The sequence below is a fragment of the Pseudomonas sp. MF06569 genome, assembly GCF_059862735.1.
The window spans coordinates 18,002-34,916 of sequence record NZ_JCBCUZ010000019.1; the positions used below are offsets into that span (position 1 = coordinate 18,002).

The following is a 16,915-nucleotide window of genomic DNA, read 5'->3' on the forward strand; positions in this document are numbered from 1 at the left end:
AGCACTGCGTAGCCTTGCGTGTTCGAGGTTCTTCGCAGCGCGAAGCTAAGAAGGGAACGCGGTATGCCGCGGCTGCCCCCGCAACTGTAAACGGTCATTGATCTTGCAAAGCCACTGCCCAGCAGGCGGGAAGGCGCAAGGTAGGTATCAGCCGTAAGCCAGGAGACCTGCCTCGTGACAGATTCTTACTTCAACCGGGCGGGGTGATCCGGTGGCGAAGACTGACCGCGCACTGCCTGCGGTCGTCGTCCCGTATGCCCGCCGCTTTGCTATAGGGCATCCGATGAAAACACTGGCCAAAACCCCCGTCACCATCGTTACCGGCTTTCTCGGCTCGGGCAAAACCACGTTGTTGCGCCATATGCTCGATAACGCACAGGGCCGTCGCATTGCCGTGATCGTCAACGAATTCGGCGAGTTGGGCATCGACGGCGAAATTCTCAAGCAGTGCACCATCGGCTGCACTGAAGAAGAAGCCAACGGTCGCGTCTATGAATTGGCCAACGGCTGCCTGTGCTGCACCGTGCAGGAAGAGTTCTTCCCGGTCATGCGTGAGCTGGTGGCTCGTCGTGGCGATATCGATCATATCCTGATCGAAACCTCCGGCCTGGCCCTGCCAAAACCGTTGGTGCAAGCCTTCCAGTGGCCAGAAATCCGCAGCGCCTGCACCGTGGATGCGGTGATTACCGTGGTCGACAGCCCGGCCGTGGCCGCTGGCACCTTTGCCGCGTTCCCGGACCAGGTTGATGCCCAGCGCAAGCTTGATCCGAACCTGGACCATGAGTCGCCGCTGCACGAGTTGTTCGCTGACCAACTGGCCAGTGCCGACCTGGTGATCCTCAACAAGGCCGACCTGATCAGCCCTGAAGACCTGGCAAAAGTGCGCGCCGAAGTGGCTGAAGAACTGCCGCCAGCGGTCAAGATCATCGAAGCCAGCAGCGGCCGCTTGCCGTTGGACGTGTTGCTGGGTCTGGGCGCAGGCTCTGAAGATCATATCGATGGCCGCCACAGCCACCACGACCATCACCACGACGGCGATGATGACCACGACGATCACGACCACGACGCTTTCGACTCGATTTCCATCGAGCTGCCGGAGGGCGAGGAGCGTGTACTGATGGAAGCGCTGACCCAGTTGGTGGTCAAACACGGCATTCTGCGGGTCAAGGGCTTTGCGGCGATCCCGGGCAAGCCGATGCGTCTGCTGATTCAGGGCGTGGGTACGCGCTTTGACAAGCACTTCGACCGCGCCTGGGGCCGTGACGAAGCGCGCACCACCAAGCTGGTGCTGATCGGTCAGGACCTCGATGCTGCACTGCTCGAATCCACCCTGCGTACAGCGTTGAGCGTATAAACCATGCATTTGCTCAGGACCCAGCCCGGTGGCTTTGTATCGGATGACAATATTGCCGACTTGGGGCAGACCCCCGCCGAGCTGGTGATCCTGTGCAGTGGTGATTCAAGCCTGGCACTGCTTGCCGAAGCGGCACAGCAGTTGCCTGAAGATTATCCAAGCCTGCGTCTGGCCAATCCGATGCAGGTGCAAAACCATGGTTCGGTCGACTTGTATGTCGATCAGGTGCTGCAACACGCCAAGGTGATTTTGCTGTCGTTGCACGGCGGCATCGGCTATTGGCGCTACGGCATCGAGCGCCTGGTGCAGCTGGCTGAGCGTGGTGTCACCCTGATTCTGGTACCCGGCGACGACCGTCCCGACCCGGAACTCAGCGCGCTGAGCACCGTCCCGGCCGAGCAGGGCGAGCGTCTGTGGCACTTTTTGCGCCAGGGCGGGCGGCATAACGCCCAACAGCTCTATCGTTGCCTGGCCAGTCAATGGCTGGGCCGCGATTATGCATGGGATGAGCCGCAAACCCTGCCGCGCACCGCGATTTATCATCCGGTGCACGCCAATGCCCAACTCAAAGACTGGCAGGCCCAATGGCTCGTCGGGCAACCGGTTGCGGCGCTGTTGTTCTATCGTTCGCACTTGCAGGCCGCCAATACCGCGTTTGTCGATGTGTTTTGCCAGCGCCTTCAGGCCGCCGGGCTCAACCCTTTGCCGATTGCCGTGGCCAGCCTCAAGGAACCGGGCTGCCTGACCGTGGTACAGGACCTGCTGGACGACGTTGAGGCCGGTGTGATCCTCAACACCACCGGCTTTGCCCAGTCGAGTCCGGAAGCCCCGCATTTGCGCCCGTTTCGCCGCAATATCCCGGTGATCCAGGCCATTTGTGCCCAGGACAACGAGCCCGGCTGGCAAGCCAGCGAGCAAGGCCTGGGGCCACGGGACCTGGCGATGCATATCGCGTTGCCCGAACTGGATGGGCGAATCATCAGCCGTGCGATCAGCTTCAAGGATCTGGCATGGCGCAGCGAACGCAGTCAGTCGGATGTGGTGTGTTATCGCGCCCATCCCGAACGTATGGATTTTGTCGCAGAACTGGCGCGGCGATGGGTTGATCTGAGCCGTGTGGCGAACCCGCAAAAACGGATTGCGCTGATTCTGGCCAACTATCCGACCCGCGATGGCCGGATCGGAAACGGTGTGGGGCTGGATACCCCGGCGGCCGCGCTGAATATTCTGCGTGCCTTGCAGGCCCAGGGGTATCCCGTGGACTGCGAGCTTCCCGAGACCGGCACCGCGTTGATCCAGGCTCTGCTGGGGGGCGTCAGCAATGATCTGGACAGCCTCGATCTGCGTCCCTGCCTGCAAAGCCTGGCGCTGGATGAGTACCTGGCGATGTTCAATGGCTTGCCCGAGATCAATCGCCAGGCGGTGATTGCACGTTGGGGCGAGCCGCAAAACGATCCGATGTTTCGCAGTGGGCGGCTGATGATTGCCGGTCTGCGCTTTGGCCTGACCTTTGTCGGGATCCAGCCGGCGCGGGGTTATCAGGTCGATGCCAGTGCGGTGTATCACGATCCGGATCTGGTTCCGCCACACGCCTACCTGGCGTTCTACTTCTGGCTGCGCAACACCTATGGTGCCCACGCCGTGGTGCATGTGGGCAAGCACGGCAATCTGGAATGGCTGCCGGGCAAGGGCGTCGGGCTGTCCGAAAACTGCTGGCCGGACGCAATTCTGGGGCCGATGCCCAACGTCTATCCCTTTATCGTCAATGACCCGGGCGAAGGCGCCCAGGCCAAGCGGCGCACCCAGGCGGTGATCATCGATCATCTGATGCCGCCGCTGACCCGTGCTGAAACCTACGGGCCGCTGCGTTATCTGGAGTTGCTGGCCGACGAATATTACGAAGCGCAGTTGCTCGACCCCCGACGCGCCCGTGAGTTGCAACGGGACATTCTCGCCCTGGTGCGTGAAACCCGTATCGACCGTGAGCTGCAACTGGACGAGAAGCTGGACAGCGATGCCGACGCTGCGATCTGGCTGCCACGGCTGGACACCTATCTGTGCGACCTCAAGGAGTCGCAAATCCGTGATGGCTTGCATATTTTTGGTGAGTCGCCTGCCGGACGCTTGCGGATCGACACCTTGCTGGCGTTGCTGCGCATCCCTCGCGGCGATGGTCGTGGCGCGCAATCGAGCATTCTGCGGGCGCTGGCCAAAGCCTTTGAGCTGGGCTTTGACCCGCTGGACTGCGCATTGGCCGAGCCCTGGACGGCGCGCCAACCCGCGGTGCTGCAGGCCGTCACTGCTGAGCGCTGGCGCACGGCGGGGGACACCCGCGAGCGTCTGGAGTTATATGCGGCGCAACTGATTGAACAGGCTTTGGAGGGCACGCTGCAATTGCCCGACACCGCGCAATGGGCCGAGGTCAGGGGGATTTTCGACGCACTGCTTGATGTCGTCGCGCCGCGTCTGGATGCCTGCGGGCCGGCCGAGATGCAGGGCCTGCTCGATGCCCTTGGAGGGCGTTTTGTGCCGGCGGGGCCCAGTGGCGCACCGAGTCGCGGACGCCTGGATGTGCTGCCTACCGGTCGCAACTTTTTTTCAGTGGATGTGCGCAACCTGCCGACTACGACGGCCTGGCGTATCGGCTTTCAGTCGGCCAACCTGATTCTTGAGCGTCACTTGCAGGATCACGGCGACCACCTGCGCCAACTGGGCTTGTCGGTGTGGGGCACGGCGACCATGCGAACGGGCGGCGATGATATCGCCCAGGCCATGGCACTTATGGGCGTGCGCCCGGTATGGGCCACAGGCAGCCAGCGGGTGGATGACTTTGAAATCCTGCCGGTCAGCCTGCTGGACCGTCCACGGGTGGACGTGACCCTGCGGGTTTCGGGCTTCTTCCGGGATGCTTTTGCCAATCTGATTCGCCTGTTCGATGCCGCCGTGCAGGCCGTGGCGGCACTGGATGAGCCGGATGATCTGAACCCGCTGGCAGCCAAGGTGCGCAGTGAGCGTGAGCAGCTGGAGCGCGATGGACTCTCACCCGAACTGGCAGCGCGCCAGGCCGGCTGGCGGGTGTTTGGCGCCAAGCCCGGCGCCTATGGCGCCGGGGTGCAGAACGCAATTGACGGTCGTTTGTGGCAAAGCCGTGATGACCTGGCCCAGGTGTACCTCAACTGGGGCAGTTATGCCTATGGCGTGGCCGATGAAGGCACGGCGGCCCGCGGCCAGTTTGCCCAGCGTCTGGGGCAAATGCAGGCCGTGGTACAAAACCAGGACAATCGCGAACACGACCTGCTGGATTCCAATGATTACTACCAGTTCCAGGGCGGCATGCTGGCCGCTGTGGAGACGTTGCGCGGGGAGGCTGCAGCCAGCTATCACGGCGATCACAGCCAGCCGGACTTGCCGAAGATTCGCACCCTGAAGGAAGAGCTGAACCGGGTGATCCGCTCGCGGGCAGCCAATCCGAAATGGATCGACGGGGTCAAGCGCCACGGTTATAAAGGCGCGTTCGAAATGGCCGCGACCCTGGACAACCTGTTTGCGTTCGATGCCACCACGCATTTGATCGACGACCATCAATACGCCTTGCTGGCGGATGCCTACCTGCTGGACCCTGATACCCGCGAGTTTGTTCGCGAGCACAACCCGCACGCGTTGCGTGACATGACCGAGCGCTTGCTGGAGGCTCAGCAGCGCGGCCTTTGGAGTGAGCCCGGGGAATATCAGGCGGCGCTGGAAAATCTGCTGCTGGATATAGAAGAAGAGTGAAGGGCTTTTTGAAGTCGATCAACATTCTACGATTTGGAACCCGAAAACATGACTGACACCCCGCATTTCCCGTTATCGGCGGTGGTCGGCGCGGACTCGTTGAAGCTTGCGCTGTGCCTCACGGCCATCGACCCCAGGATTGGCGGCGTGCTGATCGAAGGTCCCCGTGGCATGGCCAAATCTACTCTGGCCCGTGGGCTGGCAGATCTGCTCGCCAGCGGCCAGTTCGTGACCCTGCCACTGGGTGCCACTGAAGAGCGTCTGGTCGGCACCCTCGATCTGGACGCCGCACTCGGGCAAGGCAAGGCGCAGTTTTCACCGGGTGTGTTGGCCAAGGCCGATGGCGGTGTGCTGTATGTCGACGAAGTGAATTTGCTCGCAGACCATTTGGTGGATGTGCTGCTGGATGTGGCTGCAAGCGGTACCAATGTGGTCGAGCGCGATGGCATCTCCCATCGCCATGCTGCGCGTTTTGTCCTGATCGGCACCATGAACCCGGAAGAGGGGGAGTTGCGTCCTCAACTGCTCGACCGCTTTGGGCTGAACGTGGTCATGAGCGGTCTGCCGCAACCGGCCGAACGGGCACACATTATCCGTCGACGCCTGGCCTTTGACGCTGACCCCCAGGGGTTTTGCGCACAGTGGGCAGAGGCGCAGACGGCCCTGCGCCAGCGTTGCGAGCATGCACGGGGATTGCTGGCGAGCATCGCCTTGGACGATCAATCGCTCGCGGTGATTGCCGAGCGCTGTTTTGCAGCGGCGGTCGACGGTATGCGTGCCGATCTGGTGTGGCTGCGTGCTGCACGGGCCCATGCCGCCTGGCGTGGCGCCACGGCAATCAGCCTTGAAGACATCGATGCGGTGGCCGAATTTGCCTTGCGTCATCGGCGGCGCGAGCAGGCGGGCCAGGCGCCGACACCGGAGCAGCCGCATTCACAGCCTCAATCCAGCACGCCTTCATCCGGTTCCGGCCAGGGCCAGTGGGGCGAGTTGCCAGCACAGGCCCAGGCGATGGGTGCGCGCCGTGAAGTGCCGAGCTGGCCAAAAAAGTCTTAGGCATTCGTCCCCGATCCGATGTGGGGGCGGATGCCAGACCCCAGGCGGGTCATCTCGCAACGGGCAAACTGGGCGCAAGCCTCAGTGCCGGCAGCGGGATGGTCGATTGGGTGCAAACCTTGCTCCGTGGCCGTCCACGTCTGCGCGCAGATCTGCGCCATAAAACCCGCAAAAGCGCCGCCCAGGAACTGTGGCTGGTGGTGGTGGATGCATCGGCTTCAACCCGGCGGCATCAGGCCCTGAGTGATGCCAAGGGGCTGCTCGCCCAGTTGTTCGAGGATGCGTATCGCCAGCGTGCCCGGGTGGCCGTGATGACAGCCAGCGGCAATTCGCCTGTGTGGCAGGTCACGGGGGTAAAGGCTTCGGCGGCGCTCAATGAGTGGTTGGCCCAACTGGGCGCCGGTGGTGGTACACCGTTGCTCCAGGCCCTGCAGGAAGTCGCGAAGTGGCTTGATCGGCGGCGCAAGCAGTTGCCGCAGGAGCAGCAGCGATTTTTGCTAGTGACCGATGGCCGTTTGAAAGAGTGGTCGGCGTTGCCCGAAATCAGCTGCCCGGGGCTGTTGATCGATATCGAGCGGGGCCCGATTCGTCTCGGTCGCGCGCCTCAGTTGGCGGCGGATTTGAAGACAGAGTACTTGCACATTGATGGCTAGAGGCTTAATACCCCTGTGGGAGCAAGTGTGCTCCCACAAGGAGGGGCAATCTGGCAGCCTTATGCAGGCATTACCCAGGGTTGCAGGGTGTAGCCTTCGCTGCTGATCTCGGCGCGGGCCTGAGCCAGCAGGCTTTCGAGTTGGGCAGCGTCTGCGCAGGCGCTGCGCGGGATCTGTTTACGGCCGATACGGGTGTTGGTGCGGTCAATGACCGTCAGGCTCAACTCGCCGTGACCATCTTGTGCAGCCCAGGCGACGCATTGAAACGGTTCAAAGGCGTGACCGGCAATCAAAAGTGCTTCGTTGAAACGGAGCGGGGCGTTCATAGGGTTTTCTCTCAAGTATGCCCATCAAATGATTAACCGTCGGCTGGGCGTACCGTTCGGTTGCTTACTGTACTGATGACCTCAGACCGGCATCAGGTCACACACTTTTCCTACTTTTTTAAAAGATTTTTTACCCTACTGATCCAAATCAATTTTTTGCGTGCGCAAACACCCTTTTGATAATCCAATTGAGTGCACACCGCTCAATTGGCTATTAGGGATATAAAGAAAAGATCCTGAAAGCTCCCACAGGCTTGCTAACGTTACGCTTGGATGGAACAAAGGACTGTTTTTATTGATTTTTTAATTTTTTGGCGCCAAGGAACAGTCATGCTCACGATGTCATCTCCCCGACGTCTGCTGGTCGTTGATCCCTGTGAAGATTGCCATGAAATACTCCCTGGTTTGCGAACCATAGGCTGGTCGGTGGACAGTTGTACGCTGGCAAGTGTTGTCGACCGTTCGTGTGATGTTGGCCTGTTCCGGCTTCAGCCGGCCCACCTTGAGCGTCCTGAAGCGGTTAAAGACATGATCAGTCGCAGCGGCACCGAGTGGATTGCGGTGCTGACCCCCGACGTCCTTAAACTGAAGAATGTGGGGGACTTTGTCTGTGAATGGTTTTTTGACTTTCACACCTTGCCCTTCGATGTCTCGCGGGTTCAGGTCACGCTCGGTCGGGCTTTTGGCATGGCCTGCCTGCGGGGGCAGGCCTCACCGCTCGCTTTGCCCCAGGAGGATGAGCTGCTCGGAGACAGCCGATCCATGCGCGATCTGCGCAAAATCCTGAGCAAGTTTGCCCCCACCCAGTCCCCCATCCTGATTCGGGGTGAAAGCGGCACCGGTAAAGAGCTGGTCGCGCGTACCCTGCACCGGCAATCCCAGCGTAATGGCAAACCTTTTGTCGCGATCAACTGCGGATCCATTCCCGATCATTTGATCCAGTCGGAACTCTTCGGCCATGAGAAAGGGGCGTTCACGGGCGCTCATCAGCGCAAGATCGGACGGATCGAGGCGGCCAATGGCGGCACGCTTTTCCTGGATGAAATCGGCGATCTGCCGATGGAGCTGCAAGCCAATCTGTTGCGTTTCTTGCAGGAAAAACACATTGAGAGGGTCGGTGGCAGTCAGCCGATCCCGGTTGACGTGCGCGTCCTTGCGGCCACTCACGTCGATCTGGAAGCCGCCATTGTGAGGGGGCGCTTTCGGGAAGACTTGTACTACCGGTTGAATGTATTGCAGGTGATCACAGCGCCACTGCGTGAACGTCATGGTGATCTGGCCATGTTGGCGAGTCACTTTGCCCGTTACTACAGCCTGGAGACGGGGCGTCGGCCGCGCAGTTTCAGTGATGATGCATTGATTGCCATGGGCAATCACGGCTGGCCCGGCAATGTGCGCGAGCTTGCCAACCGTGTGCGCCGTGGATTGGTACTGGCTGAAGGTCGCCAGATCGAGGCCCATGACCTGGGGCTGGACTCAAGTCCGCTGTTTGTCGGTGAGATGAGCACACTTGAAGAGTACAAGGACCGCGCGGAACGCCAGGCCCTGTGCGAGGTGTTACACCGCCATAGCGATAACCTGAGTGTGGCAGCTAGGGTGTTGGGGGTGTCGCGACCTACGTTTTACCGGTTGTTGCATAAGCACAATATCCGCTGAAAAACAGAAGGCCCGCCGCGTTTGAACGCGGCGGGCCTTTTTGTGCGGCTTAGAAGTAGTACGGGAATTTCAGGCTGAAGGTGAAGTCCGGCGCATCGTCAGTCAGGCCAATCGACAGGTTGGGCACGATGGTCAGGTTGTTGGTGGCGGCAACCGTCATGCCGACGTTGAAGTAGCCTGCGTTGGCATCACTGGTGGTGACTGTTTGCCAGTCCCCGCCATCCTGCTTGAGCTTGCTCTTTTTCTGAATCAGGTCAGACACAGAGAACGACATACTCATCTTCTCGTTGAGGGCGAACGCCACACCCGCGCCAATCTGGAAGCTGTCACCCAGTTTGACCTTGCCAGGCTGCTTCAGATTTTGCGTTGAGCTGATGTCGTCAAACGACTCTTCAAGGTTGTGGGTGTAGGAGAGGGTGCCGAACAGTACGGCCGGGTCGAAGGTCTTGACCAGGGAGATGGCAGGGCTGATGGACCACACACCATTACCGGTCGGCAGGTCTTCAGGGGTGAATACGTTGGTGTTGTCAGGCGACTGAACCAGCTTGATCCCGAACGGATCCTTGCCCGTAGGGGCCTTGACCCGCACGCTGAACACCGCATCCGGGGTGTTTGCCGACTCATCGAGGAACTTGTAGGCGACACCGAAGTTGACGTCTCCAATGGTCGGGTCACGCGTGACGGTTTGCTCGGAAGTCGCCTGGGCATCACCGCCGTTGGCACCACCGGACTGGTAAGTCGATTCACGGTAGACCACGGGTACGTTGACGTCGAACTGCCAGCGGTTATCCAGGTTGTAGCGGCCGGTCAGATCCAGCGTCCAGTTGTCGGCCTTGATCCGGTCCAGGTTCAGGTTGCCCAGAAAGATCGAGTCCAGGGCCAGGAAGCCGTTGAGGATCAGTTGGCGGGTGTCATAACGGGAATAGGTAACGCCTGTTTCGAAACTGAACTTGCCACCGCCGAAGAAACCGCTGGCTTCGTCGTACAGGTTGACCACACTCTGGGCCGGTGCGGAGTCATCCTTCAAGGCGGTCCCGTAGGAACTGCCGCCTGCAGCAACGGCTGCGCCTGTGGTACTGGCGCCTGCAACTGTCTGGTTGCCTTTCATGTCGGCCGGGGATTTGGCCAGGCGACGGGGAGCAGGTGTTGCGGGCTGGTCTTCCACTTGACGAACACGCTGCTCAAGCACGGCCAGGGCTTTTTGCTGCTGATCGTAACGTTGGCGTAGCTCCAGTAATTCTTGTTTTAGTAGCTCTACGTCCGAACCAGGTGCTGCATACAGCAGTGCTGATGGTAACATAGTGCTCATGCATACAACTGCGCGAAAGGTAAACGATCGGTGCATGAAATAAGCCGTCCAGATAAGCCAAGTCGTAGGACCTGAGCGTAGTTCAATATCCCATATTGCGTAGTCCTTTTAGCTGACTAAGATTGCAATCGAGTGCACCGGGACTGGGCATGTTATTGCGCAACACCACATTCAGTTGGGTCATGTTATTAACCATGTTGCCGCCCCCCAACAGTGTTGTGCTCTGCAACACGCCGCCTTGGGCTATTTGTTGCAGTGAATTGCCTTGATTGTTGTTAGCCTGGATCGCTAGTTGGATGCCTCCGTTTACGGCAGACACGGTCAAGTTGCCTGCGCCGCCTGTTTGGGTAATCGGGTTGTTGGCGGTCAGCAATACGCCTTGCTGGTTAACCGCAGGTGCCTGATTGGCCTCGGTCACATTGATGTCGACATTGTTGTAAGCGCTGTTGTAATCCCCCGCAGCCCGCACGCTCTGGGTCACGCCTTGGCCCGTGGTTAAACCCACGCCCCCGGTCACCGAGCCGGTACCGGGTGATCCGGTGGGGCCATTACCGGCAGAACTGTAAGTGGAGACATAGAACTTGGGCTCAATGGTGTTTTGCACATACATGGTGGTGCTGGCACCCACTACGCCGCCATTACTGCTGGTCCAGGTACTGTTCATTACGATGCCGAAACTGATGATTCGTCCGGGCATGACATAACGTCCACGCAACTCGGACATTTCATTGTCTTTCAATTCGACCGGTTTAAAGGTCGATGCGGCCTGGGCGGGCAGACTGGCTGCCAGGCAGGCGGCAATCAGCCAGATTGGAGTTTTCATGTGCTGCTCCAGGAGCGCGCAGCTCCGTAGTCATGCTTGGCGCACCTAAAAAAAGTCGCTTTGAATAAAACCAAAGTCCATGAGCTCTGCATCTTTTACCGGACTGAACCCGTCCAGCTGGTTTTTTGCTGTCAGCGGAGCAGGGGGCGACAGTAGGGCGTTGGTTTTGTCGTAACCGGGGCCGATGATGGCAAACACGATGCCATTCCAACCTTTGATAAAATCGTCATGGGAATAACGTTTGTGACCAAGTACAGGGTCGCCGATGTAAACCCAGTCTTTCTGGGTGCGTTGCAGGACGACAAAATGCTTGTAGCCACGGATATCCAGCAGTACTACAACGGGGATGTTCACACTTTCCAGGCTTTGCGCCGGAATCCTGTAACCCCGGGCGCGCATGCCGATACTTTCAACGTAGCGCTTCATGTCGAGCATTGAAAAACCCTGAACGCGCACCAGGTCCTGATCTGCGTTCTTCAGCATCCCTTTGATGATCTGGTCTTCGTCGACGTCCAGCCAGTAGGCCTGGCGCAATACGGTGGCCAGTGCTGCCGCGCCGCAACTGAAGTCGGTCTTTTGTTCGACGATGTCCTTGAAGCGCCGCTCACGAATGCTCTGTACCTGTTTGAAAACCAGATTGCCGCCAGGCATGGCGGCGACAGACATTTGTGCGGCTTGAGTCATCCCGGTGATCCCGGTCAAGCCAAGCATGAGGGCGAGGGCGACAATACGCATGATTGATACGCCTTGTGTGAAGAGAAAGGGTCTCGTAAACGAGACCCTCCTTTACCGTCGCTATTACATGCAGACTTTGCAACCTGCAGCGATGGACAGCGAGTTGCTTTGTTGGTTGCCTACACCAGCCGCGATGTTGGCACCACCATTACCCGACATGCCATTGAACGAATGGTCCATGGTGGCATTGTTGATGACTGGGGTTTTGTTGTGGCTCCAGCTTGGGCCCCAGGTATTCACATTGCTCAGGTAAGACGCACCAGCCTCGTTGATAACCGACAGATTATTGGAGGTTTGGTTGGCGGTAGCGCCTGCTGCTGCGATGCGGCCATTGGATACGGCGATGGCCAGGTTGTTTTTCTGTTGGTTGAAATCGCCCGCAGCCACGTTTATACCCACGTTGCCTGAGCTGCCATTGCCCGAGCTTTTGAGCAGGGCGTTGTTTTGGGTGCCGTAGTTGTGGTCGTTGTTATGGCTGTTGGTCTGGGTTGCACTGGTCAGGGACGCAGCAGTACCAAACACGAATGATTCGTCAGCGGTTGCGATCGCAACGGCGTTGTCTTGTTGGTTGCCCGAGCCAGCGGCGGCGTTGACGCCCATGTTGCCTTCAGCACCTTTGACCGAGTCTTTGACGGTTGCGGTGTTTTTGATCGCTTTGTTGGTCACTTTGTTGTTGTGACTGTTTTGCACGTCAATCACAACAGCTGCCGCCGCTGCATTAGGGTCCAGTGTATAGGCTGGTGGAGCTGGTGGGCCGTATGCGTGCGCTGATACGGCCACCAAAGTGGCAATGGCGAAAGCAAGAGGTTTCAGAGCGATTGAAGTTTTCATGGTGATTCTCCGTGCTTCATTAGTGTGTTAAGTGTTGGCACTTTCTAATTGCACTGCGTTGTTATCGGGTCAGTCAGCAACCCGTATATTCAGGGTGTTAGCCATGCGGTTCCCCACCCCTGCACTCTGGTTCAACTGCACCACCCCTCGGCTGCCGGTGAAGGCCTGATCGCTGGTAACGACCTGGCGACTGCCGTTGGCGGGGGATGCGGCTCCCGAGTTTGGTACCAGCGCCACGTTCTGTTGTGACAGGGCGCTGTCGTCCATACCTTGCGGTTGGGCACTGATGCCGACTCGCACGATATTGGCCATCTGGTTGTTGGCTCCGGCGGACTGGTTGATACCGATCACACCGCTGCCATTACTGAAAGAGTTGCCGCCAATGACTGCCTTGGCATTAAGCGAAGGGTCGGCCGGGGTATTGATTTTCTGGGTAACGGACGTTGAGGCTTTGGCCTCGGTGCCGATGGCAATGGCGCGGATGTTGACTTGTTGCTGCTGGTCGCCCGCCGCCTGGTTGATCGTGACGTTGCCGTGGTAATTGGCACCCGAATTGTTGATCTCGGCGTTGTTGTCAGAGGCCGCCAGCACACTTGAACTGGCAAGCAGGGCGGCAATCACCACAGGCAGGCTGTAGGCAGTCATGTTATTTCCCCTGGCTCAATATAGAGAGCGGACGCATACCCTGGCTGATGCTGTTGCCGATGGTGTCGGAAATGGTGCCGCCGCTCCCACCGCCATGGCCGTTGGTCATGCCTGGCAGGCCGTTGCTGGTATTGAGCCCTGGCAGACTGTTGCCATTGGGCATCATGGTGTGCCTGATCGAGGTACCGGTGCTGACACCGGCAAAATCGCCATCATTGAGTTCGCGGGTACCGCCCATCACTTGTGCCAGAGGGCTGGCATTGGCGGTAATAGGGTCGGGATCGGGGTGCATGGCGGGGGTGCCCACCGGCTGGGGTTGGACAGTACGTACAAGCACTATCTCGCCACTACCTGCGGCCTGTACTGCGCTGCACACGCCCATCAAGGCGCTCAGGCTGCAAGCCATCAGCAGATAACGGTTACCACGATATAAGTGCCCCATGACTGTGCTCCCTTTTCGACGCTGGCCCTAGCCAGCGTGATAAGGAAAGAGCATGAGCTGTGCCGCTTTTGAATTAACGTTGTAAAACAATAGCTGGCAGTGTGATGGCAATTCTGGTTAAGCCGAAGTGTAACGAGCGCGAGATAACCACGAGCCGGTCAGCGCCTTTATCTGTTGGGCAGGCGCTATTTTTAGAGGCCGACAGGGCCTGTTTCATGAACGTTACACTATTCGAGTTTATGGCGCAGGCCAGTGTTTTAGCGGTGTTGCGAGGGTTTGTATGTAACAGCAGCGGACATATTAAAAGTGCTGAATCCATTAAGTTGTCCGTTAATGAATTGCACTTTTTATGGGGCTATAACTTACTGACTAATACTTATTGAATAAGTTTCCTGAACGCTCATTAATTTATTGACCGCCTCGCAGGCGTGTTGTTGTCGAGCCTGCCAATCGCCAGTGATGACTTGCAAGGGTTGGTGGTGGTCTGTCAGCCATTGATGGCTGGCCCTGAAAAACGCCTGGCGTTCAACCAGTGAGGGTTGGCAACGTTGGCCGTCAGCGGTCCATTCCACATCGTCAGGGGACAACAGCAGATGCAGATCGTATTCGCGCTTTAGCAGCTCGGTTTCCAGCCAGTCCGGACAGTCGTCGAACAGCGTCTGGCTCCACAGGATGTTACTCAGCAGATGAGTATCCAGAATCAGCAGTTCGGGCCGTTTGGCACGTGCCTGGTCTTCCCATTCGAGCTGGCCGCGAGCGATCTGTGGAATATCCGACAGGCAGGTGTCGCGAGGGTTTTGCTCGATAAAGTAGCGGACATATTCGCCCACCAGAATGCCGCCAAAACGCTCTTGGAGCAGCGCTGCCAGCCAACTTTTACCGCTCGATTCCGGCCCTGCCAGTACGACCGCCTTCATGTGCGTAGCGCCGGGGCGCGGCGCCAGTCACGCCAGCCTTGAATGGCAATGACGGTAAACAGCGCGTAAAGGCCGGCCGTGAGGTACAGATCCTGCCAGGCGAAAAAGCCGATATAGAGCACGTCGATCACACACCAGAGGGCCCAGCATTGAAGGCGTTTTTGCGCCATCCACACTTGTGCGACCAGACTGAAAGCGGTCAACGTGGCGTCAGGCCATGGGAAGCTTGAGTCCGTCCAATGGGCCATTGCAGCACCCAAAGCAGCACTGCCTATGACGCCCAGGGCGAGGCCGAAGAGCACGTGCAAGGTACTGAGTCGAGAAACCACGCGGCCTTCATGTTGCGAGCCTGCGCGGGTCCACTGCCACCAGCCATAGACTTGCAGCACAGCAAAAAACACCTGCAGGAGCATGCCTGAATACAGTTTGATCTCGAAAAAAATCCAGCTGTACAGCAACACCATCACCAGGCCGATGGGCCAGCACCAGGGGTTTTGTTTGACTGTTAACCAGACGGCGATGACGCCGAGTGCGGCGGCAAACAGTTCAAGCCCTGACATTGGGATTCCTTGGAAGAAAGTGAAGGGCGGGAATTGTACCTATTTGTGGGTGTTGTAGCTGCTAATAGGTGGGAGCGGGCTTGCTCGCGATGGCATCACTGCGTTCAACCTGACAGATCGCAGCGTTTGCATCGCAGGCAAGCCAGCTCCCAAAGGTATTGCGCCGACCCTGTGGGAGCGAGCAAAACGGCCTGTCGCGATCAACGCAAATGCAGCAGCACGTAATCATTCTTGTCGAAGCGCCCGCTCAGTGACGGTGCAATGCTGCCCGGCTCGCTGCCCTGCAAGGCCTCATAGTCCTTTCTGTCCATAACGATCCAGGCCGGTGCGCGCAATGCTGTCAGCTCTGCAGGTGACTGGGTGAAAAGCGGCAGCAGATCCCGGTCCAGGTTGACCATGAACTTGATCGCCTTAGCGTCTTTGCCCATGCCGTGCAGCACCACGGGCGCCGGGGCCTGATCGATCAGTTGCAGGGCTTTGAGGGTAAAGGTGCGCGTGTCATACAGAGTGCGCTCTGCCGGTTCAAAGACGGTGATATAGCTGCTCCACAGCGCCAGCACGGCACACGCCGCCAACCCTTGGGTACGCCACCGGGCTTTGAACAACAGGCCCAGGGCCAGAACCTGGAGAACCGCCAGGATGACGAAGGTAGCGGTCAAGGGCGGCAACTGCTCGCCAAAACGCTTGCCTGCAACGATCAGGCCTATGATCAGCAAGCCCGGCAGGATCAAGAACAACCCTTGAATAAAGCCACGTAAAACGCCAAACACCCGACCGCTCATGACTTGAAACGGATAAGCCGCAATGATCGCGGCCATAGGCAGCATGGGCAGGAGGTAGCGGGCTTTTTTCGCTTGAGGAATCGACAGACCGATCATGACCACCAACGCGGCCGCCACACAGTATTTGACCAATTGCAGCGACGGTCCCGACTGTTTGCGCCCGGCAATCAGGATGGCCACCAGCACCACCACGGCCAGCGGGTAAGCCAGGGCGTAGTTGCCCACGGAGCTTGTGAAGTAATACAGCACGCTGCTTGCGCCTTCGGTGCCGTCCATGCGCCCGGTGACTTGCATGCGGATCACTTCGTGGACAAACGCCTCGCCACCACTGAGCCAGGCCAGCATCAGCAATGTGCCAATGCACGCGATCAACAACACCAGCGCTTGTAACCCAACACTGATCAGGCGTCGCCATTGGCCGCCAAGCAGGTAGTAACTGCACAGGATACCGGTGGGAATCACCAGACCGATCGGGCCGCGAATGGCAAAGCCCAGTACCAGTAGAGCCAGTAGCCAGACATGTCGTCTTGGCGCCCCGAAGTTGTCGTGGGCGTAAGCCAGATAGAACGCGCTGAAACTGACGGCTGCCAGCATCTGGTCCAGGGAAACGGCCCGGGTTTCGGTCACGAAGGTCATGCTCAGCAACAACAGGGCCACGCTGACCAACGCCCAGAGTGTGGATCGCGGTGCAACCAGGCGATACATCAACGTCACCAGGGTTGCGCTGGCGATGGCTGTGGGCAGCCACGCCGTCAGGCTGGTCACTTTGCCAAAGGGCAGCGACAGCAACCAGGTGAACACGGTCGAGGTTGCGCTGTAGTCGGCGTAGGGCTGGCCATAGGTCGTCGGGAAAAAGCCGGGGCCGTTGCGCAGCATTTCGTTGGCAAACATGACAAAGCGCGAATCAAAACCGATCGCCGCCTCTTGATGGTTGCCCAGAATAAACAGCACGAATGCGAGCACGCCCAGTATCAGGGATTGCCTGCGTTGGGTGAGCAGGGCTGTGGGGGTGAAATCGGCAGGCATGTCGAGTCTCCTTGACTCCTCGGAGC

Annotated in this window: 15 protein-coding genes and 1 riboswitch; of the genes, 5 read left to right on the top strand and 10 right to left on the bottom strand. The window is 58.9% G+C overall.

From position 1 onward, the window contains the following. Positions 1–8 precede the first annotated feature (8 nt). Positions 9–189: riboswitch (cobalamin riboswitch) on the top strand. Between the two features lie 94 nt (positions 190–283). The 4 genes from cobW (at position 284) to AC19YQ_RS16875 (ending at position 6,837) form a co-directional block, all read left to right on the top strand. After that, positions 284–1,354, top strand: a complete 1,071-nt coding sequence (cobW, locus tag AC19YQ_RS16860) for a cobalamin biosynthesis protein CobW (RefSeq protein ID WP_019827174.1) — start codon at positions 284–286, stop codon at positions 1,352–1,354. Between the two features lie 3 nt (positions 1,355–1,357). Then, complete coding sequence (gene cobN / locus AC19YQ_RS16865) at positions 1,358–5,128, top strand: cobaltochelatase subunit CobN (RefSeq protein ID WP_500595531.1); 3,771 nt, start codon at positions 1,358–1,360, stop codon at positions 5,126–5,128. Positions 5,129–5,176: 48 nt separating this feature from the next. After that, positions 5,177–6,184, top strand: coding sequence for a magnesium chelatase ATPase subunit I (locus AC19YQ_RS16870; RefSeq protein WP_133079586.1), 1,008 nt, complete (start codon positions 5,177–5,179; stop codon positions 6,182–6,184). Between the two features lie 98 nt (positions 6,185–6,282). Further along, positions 6,283–6,837: a vWA domain-containing protein gene (locus tag AC19YQ_RS16875; RefSeq protein ID WP_500595532.1), complete on the top strand. Its 555-nt coding sequence runs from the start codon at positions 6,283–6,285 to the stop codon at positions 6,835–6,837. Between the two features lie 59 nt (positions 6,838–6,896). Here the strand turns inward: AC19YQ_RS16875 and AC19YQ_RS16880 are convergent, their stop codons facing one another. Further along, on the bottom strand, positions 6,897–7,163 hold the full coding sequence (locus AC19YQ_RS16880; protein ID WP_095000290.1) for a hypothetical protein: 267 nt from the start codon (positions 7,161–7,163) through the stop codon (positions 6,897–6,899). Positions 7,164–7,493: 330 nt separating this feature from the next. Between AC19YQ_RS16880 and AC19YQ_RS16885 the strand changes: the two genes are divergently transcribed. Continuing rightward, entirely contained in the window at positions 7,494–8,819 is a 1,326-nt protein-coding gene (locus tag AC19YQ_RS16885; protein ID WP_500595533.1) for a sigma-54 dependent transcriptional regulator, read from the top strand. 49 nt (positions 8,820–8,868) lie between these two features. Here AC19YQ_RS16885 and fapF read toward each other — a convergent pair whose 3' ends face one another. The 9 genes from fapF to AC19YQ_RS16930 form a co-directional block, all read right to left on the bottom strand. Continuing rightward, a complete protein-coding gene (gene fapF, locus AC19YQ_RS16890) occupies positions 8,869–10,164 on the bottom strand; it encodes a fibril amyloid transporter FapF (protein ID WP_500595534.1) in 1,296 nt (431 codons plus the stop codon). Between the two features lie 46 nt (positions 10,165–10,210). Continuing rightward, a complete protein-coding gene (fapE, locus tag AC19YQ_RS16895) occupies positions 10,211–10,951 on the bottom strand; it encodes a fibril amyloid subunit FapE (RefSeq protein WP_219262243.1) in 741 nt (246 codons plus the stop codon). A 45-nt stretch (positions 10,952–10,996) separates the two neighbouring features. Beyond that, positions 10,997–11,686, bottom strand: coding sequence for a fibril amyloid maturation endopeptidase FapD (gene fapD / locus AC19YQ_RS16900; protein ID WP_500595535.1), 690 nt, complete (start codon positions 11,684–11,686; stop codon positions 10,997–10,999). Positions 11,687–11,749: 63 nt separating this feature from the next. Next, positions 11,750–12,517 carry an amyloid-like fimbrin subunit FapC gene (fapC, locus tag AC19YQ_RS16905; RefSeq protein WP_500595536.1) on the bottom strand — a complete coding sequence of 256 codons (768 nt, stop codon included), beginning with the start codon at positions 12,515–12,517 and terminating at the stop codon, positions 11,750–11,752. Between the two features lie 69 nt (positions 12,518–12,586). Next, positions 12,587–13,162: a fibril amyloid subunit FapB gene (gene fapB / locus AC19YQ_RS16910; RefSeq protein ID WP_500595537.1), complete on the bottom strand. Its 576-nt coding sequence runs from the start codon at positions 13,160–13,162 to the stop codon at positions 12,587–12,589. Between the two features lies 1 nt (position 13,163). Beyond that, positions 13,164–13,604, bottom strand: a complete 441-nt coding sequence (gene fapA / locus AC19YQ_RS16915) for a functional amyloid chaperone FapA (RefSeq protein ID WP_500595538.1) — start codon at positions 13,602–13,604, stop codon at positions 13,164–13,166. 362 nt (positions 13,605–13,966) lie between these two features. Then, complete coding sequence (locus tag AC19YQ_RS16920; RefSeq protein ID WP_500595539.1) at positions 13,967–14,521, bottom strand: AAA family ATPase; 555 nt, start codon at positions 14,519–14,521, stop codon at positions 13,967–13,969. Beyond that, positions 14,518–15,081 (bottom strand): nicotinamide riboside transporter PnuC, encoded by a 564-nt coding sequence (gene pnuC, locus AC19YQ_RS16925; protein ID WP_500595540.1) that lies wholly within the window; start codon positions 15,079–15,081, stop codon positions 14,518–14,520. Before pnuC ends, AC19YQ_RS16920 begins: the two co-directional genes overlap by 4 nt. Before the next feature lie 200 nt (positions 15,082–15,281). After that, entirely contained in the window at positions 15,282–16,889 is a 1,608-nt protein-coding gene (locus AC19YQ_RS16930) for an ArnT family glycosyltransferase (RefSeq protein WP_500595541.1), read from the bottom strand. Positions 16,890–16,915 lie beyond the last annotated feature (26 nt).